The 13,840-nt window shown below is 63.7% G+C and carries 10 protein-coding genes and 1 tRNA gene; 9 read left to right on the plus strand and 2 right to left on the minus strand.

Features of this window, described 5'->3' with window-relative positions; genetic code table 11:
- Nucleotides 1-7: 7 nt before the first annotated feature.
- Complete coding sequence (locus BLU04_RS12735; RefSeq protein ID WP_093286731.1) at nucleotides 8-1,219, minus strand: response regulator; 1,212 nt, start codon at nucleotides 1,217-1,219, stop codon at nucleotides 8-10.
- A gap of 241 nt (nucleotides 1,220-1,460) precedes the next feature.
- On the opposite strand from BLU04_RS12735, the gene BLU04_RS12740 reads away from it, so the two are divergent.
- The 5 genes from BLU04_RS12740 (at nucleotide 1,461) to BLU04_RS12760 (ending at nucleotide 8,323) form a co-directional block, all read left to right on the plus strand.
- Entirely contained in the window at nucleotides 1,461-3,386 is a 1,926-nt protein-coding gene (locus BLU04_RS12740) for a PAS domain-containing sensor histidine kinase (RefSeq protein WP_093286733.1), read from the plus strand.
- Nucleotides 3,387-3,634: 248 nt separating this feature from the next.
- Complete coding sequence (locus BLU04_RS12745) at nucleotides 3,635-4,801, plus strand: fatty acid desaturase (RefSeq protein ID WP_093286736.1); 1,167 nt, start codon at nucleotides 3,635-3,637, stop codon at nucleotides 4,799-4,801.
- Nucleotides 4,802-4,881: 80 nt separating this feature from the next.
- Nucleotides 4,882-5,820, plus strand: a complete 939-nt coding sequence (locus BLU04_RS12750; protein ID WP_093286738.1) for a DMT family transporter — start codon at nucleotides 4,882-4,884, stop codon at nucleotides 5,818-5,820.
- Nucleotides 5,821-5,844: 24 nt separating this feature from the next.
- A complete protein-coding gene (can, locus tag BLU04_RS12755) occupies nucleotides 5,845-6,498 on the plus strand; it encodes a carbonate dehydratase (RefSeq protein WP_093286741.1) in 654 nt (217 codons plus the stop codon).
- A 136-nt stretch (nucleotides 6,499-6,634) separates the two neighbouring features.
- Nucleotides 6,635-8,323 (plus strand): HAMP domain-containing sensor histidine kinase, encoded by a 1,689-nt coding sequence (locus tag BLU04_RS12760; RefSeq protein WP_093286743.1) that lies wholly within the window; start codon nucleotides 6,635-6,637, stop codon nucleotides 8,321-8,323.
- Nucleotides 8,324-8,400: 77 nt separating this feature from the next.
- Here BLU04_RS12760 and BLU04_RS12765 read toward each other — a convergent pair.
- Nucleotides 8,401-8,486: transfer RNA gene (locus BLU04_RS12765), tRNA-Leu, on the minus strand.
- A gap of 172 nt (nucleotides 8,487-8,658) precedes the next feature.
- On the opposite strand from BLU04_RS12765, the gene BLU04_RS16610 reads away from it, so the two are divergent.
- The 4 genes from BLU04_RS16610 to BLU04_RS12785 all read left to right on the plus strand — a co-directional run bounded on the left by BLU04_RS16610 (nucleotide 8,659) and on the right by BLU04_RS12785 (nucleotide 13,811).
- The gene (locus tag BLU04_RS16610) at nucleotides 8,659-8,988 is read left to right on the plus strand and encodes a hypothetical protein (RefSeq protein WP_157895340.1); all 330 of its coding nucleotides are present in this window, start codon (nucleotides 8,659-8,661) and stop codon (nucleotides 8,986-8,988) included.
- A gap of 135 nt (nucleotides 8,989-9,123) precedes the next feature.
- Nucleotides 9,124-9,558 carry a hypothetical protein gene (locus tag BLU04_RS12775; RefSeq protein ID WP_157895341.1) on the plus strand — a complete coding sequence of 145 codons (435 nt, stop codon included), beginning with the start codon at nucleotides 9,124-9,126 and terminating at the stop codon, nucleotides 9,556-9,558.
- On the plus strand, nucleotides 9,555-10,589 hold the full coding sequence (locus BLU04_RS12780) for a hypothetical protein (RefSeq protein WP_093286751.1): 1,035 nt from the start codon (nucleotides 9,555-9,557) through the stop codon (nucleotides 10,587-10,589). Before BLU04_RS12775 ends, BLU04_RS12780 begins: the two co-directional genes overlap by 4 nt.
- A gap of 102 nt (nucleotides 10,590-10,691) precedes the next feature.
- Nucleotides 10,692-13,811, plus strand: coding sequence for an efflux RND transporter permease subunit (locus tag BLU04_RS12785; RefSeq protein ID WP_093286753.1), 3,120 nt, complete (start codon nucleotides 10,692-10,694; stop codon nucleotides 13,809-13,811).
- Nucleotides 13,812-13,840 lie beyond the last annotated feature (29 nt).

Genomic DNA, 13,840 nt, shown 5'->3' on the forward strand with positions numbered 1-13,840 from the left:
TAAGGCGTCAAATCACGGCTTCCCAGGCCGGGAGACGCTCGGAAAGTCCCAGCCGGGCCAGGTAAGCCCCGTTGGGATGAAGGAAAAAAGGGGCGACCGCATCATGTTGCTTCCGATGAAGGAGGGCGTCGGCCGCATGAACTGCGGTTAGGGCGGTGAAGCCGGGATCCTTCTCGGAAGCGGGAAGGCCCCGTTCGGGCTCGTGATGGAAGGCAACGGCCTCGACGACGCCCGAGGGGAGCCCCCAGAGGGCGAAGAGATAGCCGCCGGCCTCGCCGTGGGTTCCCCCGTAGATCCGCCTCTCGGCGTCGACGGGAGTCTCTCCGGGCTGAAGGGAAAGCGGGGGCAACGTCGGTGAGCCGACGAAGAGCTTTCCGACATCATGGAGTAGCCCCCCGATGAACGACTCCTCGACGATGCTCTTCTCGGCCCCCTCGGCCACGGCAATGCTCCGGGCGGCGGCGGCAACATCGAAGGAGTGGCTCCACAGCGCCTCCATGGAAGAGAGGGTCAACGCACCAAAGCCCCCCTTGAGCTCTTCAAACAGGCCGAGGGTCAGGGCGAGCGAGCGGAGCACATCGAGGCCGACATAGGAAATCGCCTCGTTCAGATTATGTGCGGTGCCGCGATTGCCGAAGAAGGCGGAATTGACGAGCTTCAATACCTTCCCCGCCATCGCCGGATCGTGGGAGACGATTTCCTCGACGTCGTCGATCGAGGATTCGGCCTGCTGGATGACAGAAAGGAGGCGCACGTAAAGATCGGGACGGCTGGGGAGTGAGATCGTCCCCGAAACGGAACGGCGCAGTTCCTCGTCCCGTAACATGGCCCGGAGACCGAGAGCCTGTTCGAGGGTGGCCGTCAATTTCCGCCCGTCGCACGGCTTCGAGAGATAGCGATGGGCAATGCCGACCGACTGCATGATCATCTGGCGATCGGCGTGGCCGGAAAGAATGAGGCGGATGGTGCCGGGATGAAGGGCGGCGATGCGGGAGAGAACCTCGGCCCCGTTCATGATGGGCATCCGCATGTCGCTGATGACGACATCGTACGCGCTCTTTTCCGCGGTTACTTTTTCGAGGGCCTGGGGGCCGCTCTCGCAAAAATCGATGTACCACTTCTCCCTCATGGGATGAAGCATCCGGCGGATGCCCTGCAGGAGCATGGGCTCGTCGTCGACGAAGAGGAGGCGCGGCTTTTCGGAATAGGCGGGAGGCATGGAGACTTTGCCGGGTGGGGAAAGAGTCTCTGATTCAAATGTAGCCAGTTTTTACCCCAGTGTCACCGCCTGAAACTACTTACTACTGAGGAAACGGAGGCGGCCTTTTTATGTCATGAGTCATGAGTAGATGAATTCATGGACAGAAAAGGAGAAAAAATGTGACCATTCGTCATCAGTAGGGGGGGGCGTCCGCTCATCATCAGGGGGAGGATGGGGGCACACTGCCGCATAAGTTACAATGAAACTCCCACCTTCCTCATCCTCTTCGGACGCGTGGCTGGAGAGCCAAAGCCGGCTTAAGGCCATCATTGAATCAACGGACGACGCGATCATCGGCAAGACGCTCGATGGAATCATCACCGATTGGAACCCGGGCGCCGAACGGATGTTCGGTTACAAGGCAGCGGAGATCGTCGGCCGCCATGTGGGAATTCTCTTTCCGCTGGAATGCATCGAGGAGGAAAAGGAGATCATCGCCCGGCTGGCGAAAGGAGAGCGGATCCCCCACTTCGAGACCCTCCGCCTCCGGAAGAACGGCGAACGCTTTCAGGTTTCGGCGACGATCTCCCCGATCATAAGCGACCAGGGAAAGGTCATCGGAGCCTCCAAAATCCTGCGCGACGTAACGGAGCAAAACCGCGCAATCGAAGATCTCAAGCGGGCGGGGGAGCAGATCGCCGACCAGGCCGCCCTGATCGACAAGGCCCGGGACGCCATTTTGGTCCGCAGTCTGGAGGGAGAGGTTCTTTTCTGGAATCACGGGGCGGAACGGATGTATGGATGGTCCCGGCAGGAGGCGATGGGGAAAAAAATCACCGAGCTGCTCTACAGGGATTCCGCCGCGTTCGAGGACGCCACGGCCCTTGTTATCGGGCGGGGCGAGTGGTCCGGTGAAATGACGCAGTACACGAAGGAAGGCAAATGCCTGACGATCGAGGCGAGCTGGTCCCTATTGCGGGACAAGGAGGGGAATCCCAAGTCGGTGTTGGCGATCAATACCGATGTCACCGAGCGGAAGAAGATCGAAGATCAGTTCATGCGCGCGCAGCGGATGGAAAGCATCGGCACCTTGGCGGGCGGGATCGCGCACGACCTCAACAACGTCCTCTCTCCGATCATGATGTCGATCGGAGTCCTGAAGATGACGGTCGACAACCCCAAGGCGCTGCAAATGCTCGAGACGATCGGCGCCAGCGCGCGGCGGGGTGCGGAGATGGTGCGGCAGGTCCTCTCCTTTGCCCGGGGCGTCGAGGGCCGCCAGATCAAAGTGCAGATCGGGCATATCCTGCGGGATATCGAGTACATCGTCAAAGACACCTTCCCGAAGAACGTGAAGCTCCGGCTGTTCGTCCCCGCCGATGTCTGGCTGATCGTGGGCGACCCCACCCAGCTGCACCAGGTGCTGCTGAATTTCTCCGTGAATGCCCGCGATGCGATGCCCAACGGAGGGGTTTTGTCGATCGCGGTGGAGAATCACCATCTGGACTCCCAATACCTGGCGCTCCACCCCCTGGCCAAGCCCGGACCCTATGTCGTCATCGGCGTGAGTGACACGGGCACCGGCATCCCGCAGGAGATCATCGACAAGATCTTCGACCCTTTCTTCACCACGAAGGAGATCGGGAAGGGAACCGGCCTCGGCCTCTCGACCGTCATGGCCATCGTCAAGGGCCATCGGGGATTCCTCAATGTCTACAGCGAGCCGGGAAAGGGAACCACGTTCAAAGTCTACCTGCCCGCGGAAGCGGTCTCCGTCGAGGCAGCCAACGCCATTGCCGAGGTCGAGTTGCCGCGCGGCGAGGGGGAGACCATCCTCGTCGTCGACGACGAAGCCTCGATCCGCGAAATCACGGCGGAGACGCTGACCGCCTTCGGATACCATGTTTTGACGGCGGAGGACGGAGCCGCCGCGATCGCGCTCTATGCCCAGCATTCCAAACAAATCGCGGTCGTCCTCACCGACATGATGATGCCCGTGATGGACGGACCTGCCCTCATCCACGCGATGATGAAGATCAATCCCGCCGTCAAGATCATCGCCGCTAGCGGCCTGAATGCCAACGGCAACACGGCGAAGGCCGCCGGAGCGGGAGTGGAACACTTCCTCTCCAAACCTTACACCGCGGAAACCCTGCTGGCGACGCTTCGGGACCTTCTAGAATAGTTCGTGTCCCCCCCAGGTAAGGGATGGCCGTTGGCCCCCACTTATATTTACCCTGGTAAATCGTACCACAATCCCACCCGTTCAGGGCGCTCCTCGGTGCGTGTCATAACTCGATCGCCCTCATCGTGGTTACGATAAATGAGTAAATAAGCCCAGATGACAAGAGACCCTGAATGAGCTAAAGTGTCGTCTCATCATAAACCTTGTCTTTCCAACGGACAAACTTAGCCTTCTTCCTTCATCCTACTATGTTCGGACTTAAAAAACCCCACGTCGTCAACTGGACCACGACCCTTTTCCTCAGCATCACCTTCCTCAGTGCCGCCATCGGCACCCCCTACTACCTCTACACCTACGGGTGGAGCACCCCCCTCTTCCTCGCCTTCCTGTTCATGTTCTCGGCCTGCTGCATGAGCATCACCTTCGGCTACCACCGTCTCTTCTCCCACACCGCCTTCAAGGCTTCCTGGCCCGTCCGCCTCCTCGTCCTCATCTTCGGGGCCGCCTCCTTCGAGAACTCGGCCCTCCTCTGGTCCTCCGAGCACCGCCGCCACCACAAGCATACCGACCACGAGGACGAGGACCCCTACTCGATCTCCCGCGGCTTCTTCTTCGCCCACATGGGCTGGCTCTTCCTCCGGTACACCCCGGAGCGCCCCCTCGACAACGTCGCCGACCTCCGCAAGGACAAGCTCGTCATGTGGCAGCACCGCTACGTCCAGCTCATCGCCGCCGTCGTCACCTTCGTCATCCCCTGCACCGTCGGCTGGTTCGTCAGCCGGTGGGACGGCTTCCTCGGCTGCCTCTTCATCGTCGGCTTCCTCCGCATCGTCTGCGTCCACCACGTCACCTTCTTCATCAACTCCCTCTGCCACGTCCTCGGGAAGCAGCCCTATTCCAGCCGCACCAGCGCCCGGGACAGCTGGATCATGGCGATCCTCACCTTCGGCGAGGGCTACCATAACTATCACCACGAGTTCCAGCACGACTACCGCAACGGCATCCGCAAGTGGCAGTGGGACCCGACCAAGTGGTCGATCTGGCTCCTCAACAAGGTCGGCCTGACCTGGGACCTCCGCCGCGTGCCGAAGGAAAAGATCCTCCTCGCCCAGATCGCCCAGAAGGAGCGCGCCCTCGAAGCCCGCCTCGGCAAGCAGGAGATCACCCTCTCCGGTGCCGCCGCCCAGCTCCTCGAGACCGCCCGCCAGCACCTCGCCCACGCCGCCGAGGCCTGGGAAACCCATCGCGAGGCCCGCAACAACGCCCTGAAGGCCGCCGCGAAGACCGCCGTCGCCCACGAGAGCGAAGGCCTCCTTGCCACCCTCCGCCGCGAGGAGGAAGCCGCCGCCAAGAACCTCCGCCTCTGCATCCGGGCCTGGCGCAACGCCTATCGCGTCGCCTGCGCCACGATCTAAGCTCGGGGGACGACTCCTTCCAAGGCGGCCGGATCTCGATCCGGCCGCCTTTTCGTTTGATCCCTTTCCGTCCTCTCCCCATGTCCTCACCTGCCCGCTACCGCATCGGGGTCTTTCACGCCCTCTTCGCCGCCTTCCTCTTCGGCTGCGGCGCGCCCCTCTCGAAGCCCCTCCTCGACCGGCCCGACAGCGATCCCCTCGTCCTCGCCGGCCTTCTCTACCTCGGAGCGGGCCTCGGCCTCGGACTTTTCCTTATTCTCCGCCGCTCCCCTCCCTCCACCCCTGCCGCGCCCCCTTCTCCTTCCCTGCGGGGCCGGGAATGGCTCTGGTTCTTCTTCGGCAGCCTCTGCGGCGGGATCGCCGCCCCGGCCTGCCTCATGTGGGGCCTCGCCCACAGCACGGCCTCGGAAAGCTCCCTCCTCCTGAGCCTCGAAAGCGCCTTCACCGCCCTCCTCGCCTGGATCTTCTTCCGCGAGGCCTGGAACGGGCGGGTCCTCCTCGGCATCGTCTTCGTCGTCGCCGGGGCCGCCGCCCTTTCCTTCCAGGGAGGGCACGGAACCTCGGGCTTCCACCTCTCGCTCGGATGCCTCGCCGTCGCCCTCTCGACCCTCGGCTGGGGGATCGACAACAACTGCACCCGGAAGATCGCCCATTGCGGGGCCGTCCGCCTCGCCGCCTGGAAGGGCTTTCTCTCCGGGGGACTCCTCCTGGCCGTTCTCCTCCCGCTCGGGCATCGGCTCCCGCCCCTGCCGATCACCCTGCTCGCCCTCCTCCTCGGGAACATCAGCTTCGGCCTCTGCCTCGCCCAGATGATCCTTTCCATGCAGATCCTCGGGGCCGCCCGGATGGCCGCCTGGTTCAGCGTCGCCCCTTTCTTCGGCGCCCTCGGCGCCTTCCTCTTCCTTCACGACCCCGTCACCTCCCACTTCCTCGCCGCCGCCGCCCTCACCGCCGTCGGCCTCTGGCTCCACGCCACCGAGGGGGCCGGAGCGCATCCCTCCGTTGACAAGCAGGAATAAGCGCATATAAAACTGGCCATTCCCATGGGCCCCCTCTCCAACCTCCTCCAGAATAACCGCGACTGGTCCGACCGCATCCGGAGTGGAGACCCCGAGTTCTTCACGAAGCTCTCCAAGCAACAGAATCCCGAGTACCTCTGGATCGGCTGCGCCGACAGCCGCGTCCCGGCAAACGAGATCGTCGGCCTGCTGCCCGGGGAAATCTTCGTCCACCGCAACGTGGCGAACATCGTCGTCCATACCGACCTGAACTGCCTCTCCGTCATCCAGTTCGCCGTCGAAATCCTGAAGGTGAAGCACATCATCGTCGTCGGCCACTACGGCTGCGGCGGCATCCGCTTCGCCCTCCAGAAGACCCGCCTCGGCCTGAGCGACAACTGGCTGCGCCACGTCCACGACGTCGAGGAAAAGCACGCCTCCTTCCTCCAAAAACGGGACGACCTCGACTGGCAGCAGGACCGCCTCTGCGAGCTCAACGTCATCGAGCAGGTCCGCAACGTCTGCCAGACCACCATCGTCCAGGAAGCCTGGGAGCGGCGGGCCGACCTCTCCGTCCACGGCTGGGTCTACAGCCTCCGCAACGGCTTGGTCAACGACCTCTCCCTCTGCGCCACCTCCTCCCAACACGCGGGCCTCGTCTACGAGCAGGCGTGCGAGCAGGTCCATCGCCTGCCCTAGGGCGTTTTTCCGCCGTCCCCTTTCCAATCGGTAAAAGCGTGTAGCCAATCGAAAAATTGTGCGCCAACGCGCTTAAAGTGGATCGAAAAGTGCTTTTCCGTATAACCAATAAGGTCAACTGTTTTCCACTCGTTCCGTGACCTCTTTTCTCGACCGCCTCATCCCTCCCCGCCTGCGGCAGAACCCCGAACTGTACATCCAGGCCCGAACCCTCGTCGTCTTCAGCTTCAGCAACACGCTCTTCGCCCTTCCCTTCGTCTTCTTCTCCCTTCATTACGGGTACCCCGTCCAGGCCGTCCAAAGCATCGTCTTCGTCCTCTTCGCCTCGATCGGCACCCTGAGCCTCCAATGGTGGAGCGGCAACCTGCGCGTCCCCGTCCACTTCCTGTGCGGCCTCCAGGTCGCCGTCTCCGTCCTCACCGCCCTCCACATGGGCGGCATCCACAGCGCCTCGATCGCCTGGCTCGTCACCACTCCGGCCTTCGCCTCCCTGCTCCTCGGAAAATGGGCGGCCCGCCTTTGGGCCCTCATCGTCCTCACCCTGATCCTCGGCCTCACCCTGCTCGACCTCCCGCATCCCTCCGATCTCCCCTCCCCGACCCACACCCTCCAAAGCCTCAACGCCAACAGCCTCCTCCATCTCGCCGTCTCCCTCAGCGTCGCCCTCTCCCTCCCCTTCATGCTCCGCCTCGGGGGTTCGAGGGAACGTCCCTCCCAGCTTCTCTCCGGGCAGCTTACCGCCGCCTGCCTCTTTGCCGTCTCGCTGAACGGCGGCACCCACAGCACCGCCCTCGTCCCCTGCCTCGCCAGCATCCCCCTCTATCTCCTCCTCCTCTGCCCCGACTGGGTCGCCGATCTCTGGAGCGCCTGCTGCGGCCTCGGCCTCCTCCTCTTCGGCCTCTTCGCCCTCCTCCATCCCCAGCTCCCGCCCCTCCAGCTCGCCTGGATCGAAAGGGCCAGCGGTTCCCTCTACCTCAGCGGGATCCTTCTCTTCTCCCTCGTCGGCATCCTCTTCGAGATGCGCCGCCGGAAGGCCGTCGCCGAGATGCAGCAGGCTCTCGCCGCCCTCCATGCCGCCCACAGCCAGCTCATCCGCCTCAACAGGGAAAAGGACGAATTCCTCAGCATCGTCACCCACGACCTGAAGAGTCCCCTCACCACCATCACCGGCTACACCGAGATCATCCTGGAAGAGATCGAGACCCACCCCGAGATCGCCCGGGAATGGTGCGGCCAGATCCTCGTTTCCTCGAAGCAGATGATGAACCTCATCACCAACCTGCTGAACACCCACTCGATCGAGTCGGGCCATGCCGACTTCCGCCTGGAGGAGGCCGACCTCCGCGAGATCGCGAACCGCGCCGTCGATTGCCACGCCCTGAGCGCACGGAGAAAGAACCTCGAACTGATCCGGGAAATCCCCCTCCTGCCCGCCCGCGTCCACACCGACCCGCAGGCCGCCCATCACATCCTCGACAACCTCATCTCCAACGCCGTGAAGTACTCCCCGAAGGAGGCGTCGCCGATCCGCATCCGCGTCCGGGAGGAAGACGAGTGGTGCCTGACCGAAGTCTGCGATTCCGGCCCCGGCATCAGCCGGGAAGACCAGGCGCGGCTCTTCCAGAAATACACCCGCCTCTCCGCCCGGCCGACCAGCGGCGAATCGTCGACCGGGCTCGGCCTCTCCATCGCGAAGCGGATGACCGAAAAAATGGGGGGCACCCTCACCTTCGTGAGCACCCCCGGAGGCGGCTCGACCTTCACCCTCCGGCTCCCGAAAAAGGGATCCGAAGCCGCACGGAACGGAAACGGAATCGCCGTCTGACGGATTAAAAAAGGGGGGGAAGCAGGGCCGGAAACGGGAAGGAAGGCTCGGGGGAACAGGGAAAAATCCCCCGAAAATGGTGCCGGCGGTCGGACTCGAACCGACACTTACTTGCGTAAAACAGATTTTGAGTCTGTCGCGTCTGCCATTTCGCCACGCCGGCAAAGGAGAGGGAAGGGCGACTGTATCGGTATGCTTCCCTCTTTCGAGGAAAAAATTGCTTTTATGAGAAACTAGACTATTAGTTAAACAAAGAGTCGATCCAATACAATCCATGTGGATTCATATTATTTGACTTTTAAAACCTCCCACGTGAACCTTTAGTTCCTTAACTGATGAAGAAAGAAAAAGCAGGATTCTGGTGTCCCGGAGATGTCGATGACGGCATCCGCACGCTGGTCGAACAGGGCTCCTATCAAGATCGTTCCAAGGCGATTGTCGGACTGCTCCGCAAATCGCTCGACGAAAAGAAGAACCTCCCCCGCGACCTTCAAAAGCGGGTCGACGCCCTCGCCTCCTACCTTCAGCGTGATGCTGATGTGATTGTTCGTCAATGTGTTGAGGGCATTCTCGAAATGATCGACTCCGGCGAGCCGATGACCCCGCTCATCGTCGAGGAAGTCCGCCTCCGTCAGGAACGGACCCAAAAACCCGCCAATCGGTAGAATAAATCACACGGGTAACTTTCGCTCCGATTTTTCCCCGATTTCAAGAAGGCCGTCTTGGGCATCCGACCAAGTCGGCCTTTTTGTTTATTTTCTTCCTTTTGTTTCGATCCGCTTTGCTAACGTTTGTTCCCTATGCCGCTCCCCTCGCTTGACCAAGGACTCCTTCCCGAAGGATGCCACGAGTGTCACGTCGAGGAGGTGGAGGGCCTTTTTTGCGAAGGCGCGGTGCGGCAGGAGCTTTGGTCCGGTTTCGTCCGTTTTGCCGAATACCTCCGGGTCGCCACGTCGTTCCGCCACGTCTACCTCGACGGCCGCTTCATCAGCGCCGAGACCTGGCCCGAGACGATCGACGTCGGGATCGAGCTCCCCGAGTCGCGCCGCTACCCCTCCGACCTCCTCGTCATCGACTTCAAGTCCCGCTACGGCGTGAACCTGATCCTCTTCGCCCCCCATCGCCCCCTGGGAGAGAACTTCCACCACGCCTTCCAGATCCCCGACTACGGCTTCGCGCAGGAGCGGAGCCTCCCGCCCCACTCCCGCAAGGGGTACCTGAGGGTCCTCCTGTGAGCGGGATTCCCGATGCCGACCGCTGGTCGGAGACCCTCCTTCGCAAGGCCCGCTCGATCCACTCGGAGATCGGGGCGCTCCAGAATTACGCCGCCCAGGGCGGGGACAACGGCGCGGCCCTCTCTCCCGAGGCGGCCGTCGGGCTCTTCCGGGGCCATTACGCCCTCCTCGACGATCTCTATCTCAATCAACTTCCCTACGCCCTCGCCGCCGAGGGGGCCGACTTCTTCCTCGGCTACCGGGGCTTGGCGACGGTCCGGGAACGGGCCGGGCTGGGACAGATGTCCCGCCTCTTTGGCACTCTCCGCACCCAGATCGGCGGCCTCGCCCGGTCGGTCGCCCAGGCCGATCCGGGCGAGTTTCCGTCCCGGGCCGCAACCGAGGACGAGAGCGAAGAGAGCCAGGATGAGCTCGATCTCCAGGTCGGCTGCTGTCTCCCCGGCCTCTGCGTCGGCTTCACCTCCCCGGAGGGCGAGGCGGGCGAGGTCTGGACCGAGACCTTCGGCCATCTCGGCTTCGCCGCCCGCAGCCTCACCGCCCAGGGGGAGGCCGACGCCAATCTCACCCTGGCTCAAGGGATCGCCGATCCCCTGGTCCGCGACGCGGCCCTCGGCGCCCTGCGGAAGCTCTTCCCCCATCGCGACAAAGGAATCGAGGCGATCGAACTGCGCGGGCGGCTCTTCGAGTCGGCCTCGTCGCCCGCGCCCGTCCTCATCGACCGCGCCGCATGGCAGAAGGCCGGGGAGCTCCTCAGCCGTCCGCTCCAGGGCGAGGTCCCCTCCTCCCCCACCCTCTTCACCGGCCGCCTCCTCCAGATCGATTACGAGCTCCGTCGCTTCGAGCTTCGAGAGGTCGAAGGCTTTTCCGATGCAAAGCGAGTCGTCCGCTGCGCCTATCCTCCCGCCCTCGATACCCGGTGCGAGGAGGCCGCCAAAAAGCGGATCGAAGTTCGCGGACGGGCCGCATTCGCCCGGGGAGGGAAGACTCCCCGGCTCGTCGAGGTCGAGGAAATCCGGATTCTCCCAGAGTAACCCTCCCGGGGATCGCCCCGAAATCACTTTTCAGGAACTTTCGATTGGATTTGGGCGTCAGACTGCCAAATTCCTTTCCTCTCTTAGCTATTGTCCTCCTGAATGACTTTATCCGATCTCTCCATCCGCCGCCCCGTCTTTGCCTGGATGCTCATGGCGGGGCTCATCGTGTTCGGGGCCATCGGCCTCAGCCGCCTCGGCATCAGCGAACAGCCTGACGTCGACTTCCCCGTCCTCACCGTCAACGTCGCCTGGACCGGCGCCGCGCCGACGGTCATGGAGACCGCCATCGTCGACCCGCTCGAGTCGACCCTCATCTCGACCGAGGGGATCCGGACCATGTCGTCGAACATCCAGCTGGGGCAGGCCTCGATCACCCTCGAATTCGACCTGAGCCGGAACATCGACTCGGCGCTGACCGAGGTCCAGTCGAAGATCAGCTCGGTCCGCCTCCCCATCGGCGCGCAGCAGGCGACGATCGACAAGACCAATCCCGAGGACGAGCCGATCGTGATCCTCGCCGTCTCGGGCGGCCCCGACCGGAGCCTCCACGCCCTCACCGCCTACATCGAGGAGACGCTGGCCGACAAGTTCAAGACCCTTCCCGGCGTCGGCCAGGTCGTCCTCGGCGGCTACGACGCCCGCAACCTCCGCCTCTGGGTCGACAACGAGAAGCTGAAGGCCTACGAGCTCACCATCCTCGACGTCCAGACCGCGCTGACGAACGAGCACCTGGAGACCGCCGCCGGCTACCTCGAGAACAACCGGCGGCAGATGAACATCCGGATGATGGGCGAAGGGATGACCGCCGACGAGGTCGGCGCGATCCGCATCCGCGCCCGGGGCGGCGAGACGATCTACAACTCCGACCTCCGCATCCGGGACGTCGCCCGGGTCGAGGACGGCCTCGACGACATCCGCCACCTGGGCCTCGCCAAGGGCAAGGAGAGCCTCGCCATCGCCATCAAGAAGCAGCGCGGGGCGAACGCCGTCGCCGTCGGCGACGCCGTGAAGGCCCGCCTCGTCGAGATCGCCCCCGGCCTCCCCTCGGACATCCACATCGAGCCGGTCTTCGACACCACCCACTTCATCCGGGACGCCATCCACGAGACCCTCTTCACCCTCGTCCTCTCGGGCCTCGTCACCGGCCTCGTCTGCTACCTCTTCCTCGGCTCGTGGACCTCGACGCTCAACGTCCTCCTCTCGATCCCGACCTCGGTGATGGGGACCTTCGTCGTCATCTACTTCCTCGGCTTCACGCTGAACTTCTTCACCCTCCTCGGCCTCTCCCTCGCCATCGGCATCATCGTCGACGACTCGATCATGGTGCTGGAGAACATCGTCCGCCATGCCGAGCAGGGGAAGGACCGCGTCACCGCCTCGCGGGACGGGGCGCGGGAGATCACCTTTGCCGCCGTCGCCGCCACGGCCGCCGTCAGCGCCATCTTCCTTCCCGTCGCCTTCATGTCGGGGATCATCGGGAAGTTCTTCTTCCAGTTCGGCGTCACCATCTCCGCCGCCGTCCTCCTCTCCCTCATCGAGGCGATCACGATCACCCCGATGCGGTGCTCCCGCTTCCTCACCGTCGGGAAGAGCACCAGCCGGATGGTCCGCTACGTCGACGACCTCTTCCACCGCTCCGCCGTGACCTACCGGAAATACCTCGGCCTCGCCCTCGACCGCCGCTGGCTCGTCATCGCGGCCTCGGTCGGCGTCCTCCTCCTCTCGCTGATCCCGGCCTATCTCCTGCGGAAGGAATTCACCCCCCCGCAGGACCAGTCGGCCTTCCTCATCCACGTCGAGACCCCGATCGGCTCCTCGATCGAATACACCTCGCAGAAGCTCACCGAGGCCGAGAAGATCCTCGAATCCCATGCCGAGATCGCCCACTACTTCGCCGTCGTGGGCGGCTTCAGCCTCACCGGCGGGGCGAACGAGGGCGACCTCTCGGAGAACCAGATCAACGTGGCGACGATCTACGTCACCCTCGTCCCGAAGGGAAGCCGATCCCTCGGCCAGTTCGAGGTCATGAACAAGCTCCGCCAGGAACTCGGCACTATCACCGACCTCAAGGCGGTGCCGCAGGACCTCGCCTCCCGCAGCTTCACCTCCGGCCGGGGCTTCCCCATCGAGATGAACATCCGGGGCGACGACTACGCCGTCCTCGAATCGCTCTCGAACTCGATCATCGCCCGCCTGCAGGCCTCGGGCGAGATGGCCGACTTCAACACCGACCTCCGCAACGGGATGAACGAGATCCGCCTTTATCCGGACCGCCAGGAGGCGGCCAAGAGCGGCGTCACCGTCGCCACCATCGTGAACACCGTCTCCGCCGCCATCGGCGGGGTGGCCCAGGGCCAGTTCACCAACGGCGACCGCCGCTACGACGTCCGCCTCCGGCTGGAGGGGACCCAGCGGGCGAACTCCGACGACCTCCTGAAGCTCCAGGTCCGCACCTCCGGCAACGAGCTGATCCCGATCACCCGGGTCGTCCGCCTCGAAGATGTCCGCACTTACCAGACCCTCACCCGCGAGATGCGGGAACGTTCCGTCACGATCTACGCGAACGTCACCGACAAGACCTCCCAGTCCCGCGCCATGCAGACGGCCCAGCGCGTCGCCTGGGAGGAGATCGCGAAGCTTCCCAAAGACGGGAAAAACTACCGCCTCTTCTTCGGCGGCGGGGCCGAGACCTTCCAGGAAACCTTCTCCAGCCTCACCTTCGCCTTGTGGCTCGGCATCATCGTCGCCTACATGATCCTCGCGGCCCAGTTCAACAGCTTCATCCACCCCCTCGCCGTCCTCCTCGCCCTTCCCTTCAGCCTCAGCGGGGCCTTCATCGCCCTCTACGTCACCGGCCAGTCCCTGAACATGTACAGCATGATCGGCCTCGTCCTCCTCATGGGCATCGTGAAGAAGAACTCGATCCTCCTCGTCGAGTTCTCGAACCGGAAACGCTTCGTCGAGGGCCTTCCCCTGCGCGAGGCGATCCTCGAGGCGGGGCCGGTCCGTCTCCGCCCGATCCTCATGACCTCCCTGGCTACCCTCGCCGCCGCCCTCCCCCCCGCCCTCGCCATCGGGCCGGGCGCCGAGAGCCGGATCCCGCTCGCCGTCACCGTCATCGGCGGCGTCATCGTCTCGACTTCCCTCACCCTCTTCGTCGTCCCCTGCGCCTACAGCCTCATGGCGTCGCTGGAGGGGAAGGACAAGGACGTCGAGTAGACATCCGATCGCTCTCGCAATAGCTCCGG

Origin of the sequence: Verrucomicrobium sp. GAS474 (assembly GCF_900105685.1) — a bacterium.
Classification (GTDB): domain Bacteria; phylum Verrucomicrobiota; class Verrucomicrobiia; order Methylacidiphilales; family GAS474; genus GAS474.

Coding starts and splice junctions, on each gene's coding strand:
- BLU04_RS12735 (WP_093286731.1), bottom strand. CDS start 1,219: ATGCCTCCCGCCTATTCCGAAAAGCCGCGCCTCCTCTTCGTCGACGAC.
- BLU04_RS12740 (WP_093286733.1), top strand. CDS start 1,461: ATGAAACTCCCACCTTCCTCATCCTCTTCGGACGCGTGGCTGGAGAGC.
- BLU04_RS12745 (WP_093286736.1), top strand. CDS start 3,635: ATGTTCGGACTTAAAAAACCCCACGTCGTCAACTGGACCACGACCCTT.
- BLU04_RS12750 (WP_093286738.1), top strand. CDS start 4,882: ATGTCCTCACCTGCCCGCTACCGCATCGGGGTCTTTCACGCCCTCTTC.
- can (WP_093286741.1), top strand. CDS start 5,845: ATGGGCCCCCTCTCCAACCTCCTCCAGAATAACCGCGACTGGTCCGAC.
- BLU04_RS16610 (WP_157895340.1), top strand. CDS start 8,659: ATGAAGAAAGAAAAAGCAGGATTCTGGTGTCCCGGAGATGTCGATGAC.
- BLU04_RS12775 (WP_157895341.1), top strand. CDS start 9,124: ATGCCGCTCCCCTCGCTTGACCAAGGACTCCTTCCCGAAGGATGCCAC.
- BLU04_RS12785 (WP_093286753.1), top strand. CDS start 10,692: ATGACTTTATCCGATCTCTCCATCCGCCGCCCCGTCTTTGCCTGGATG.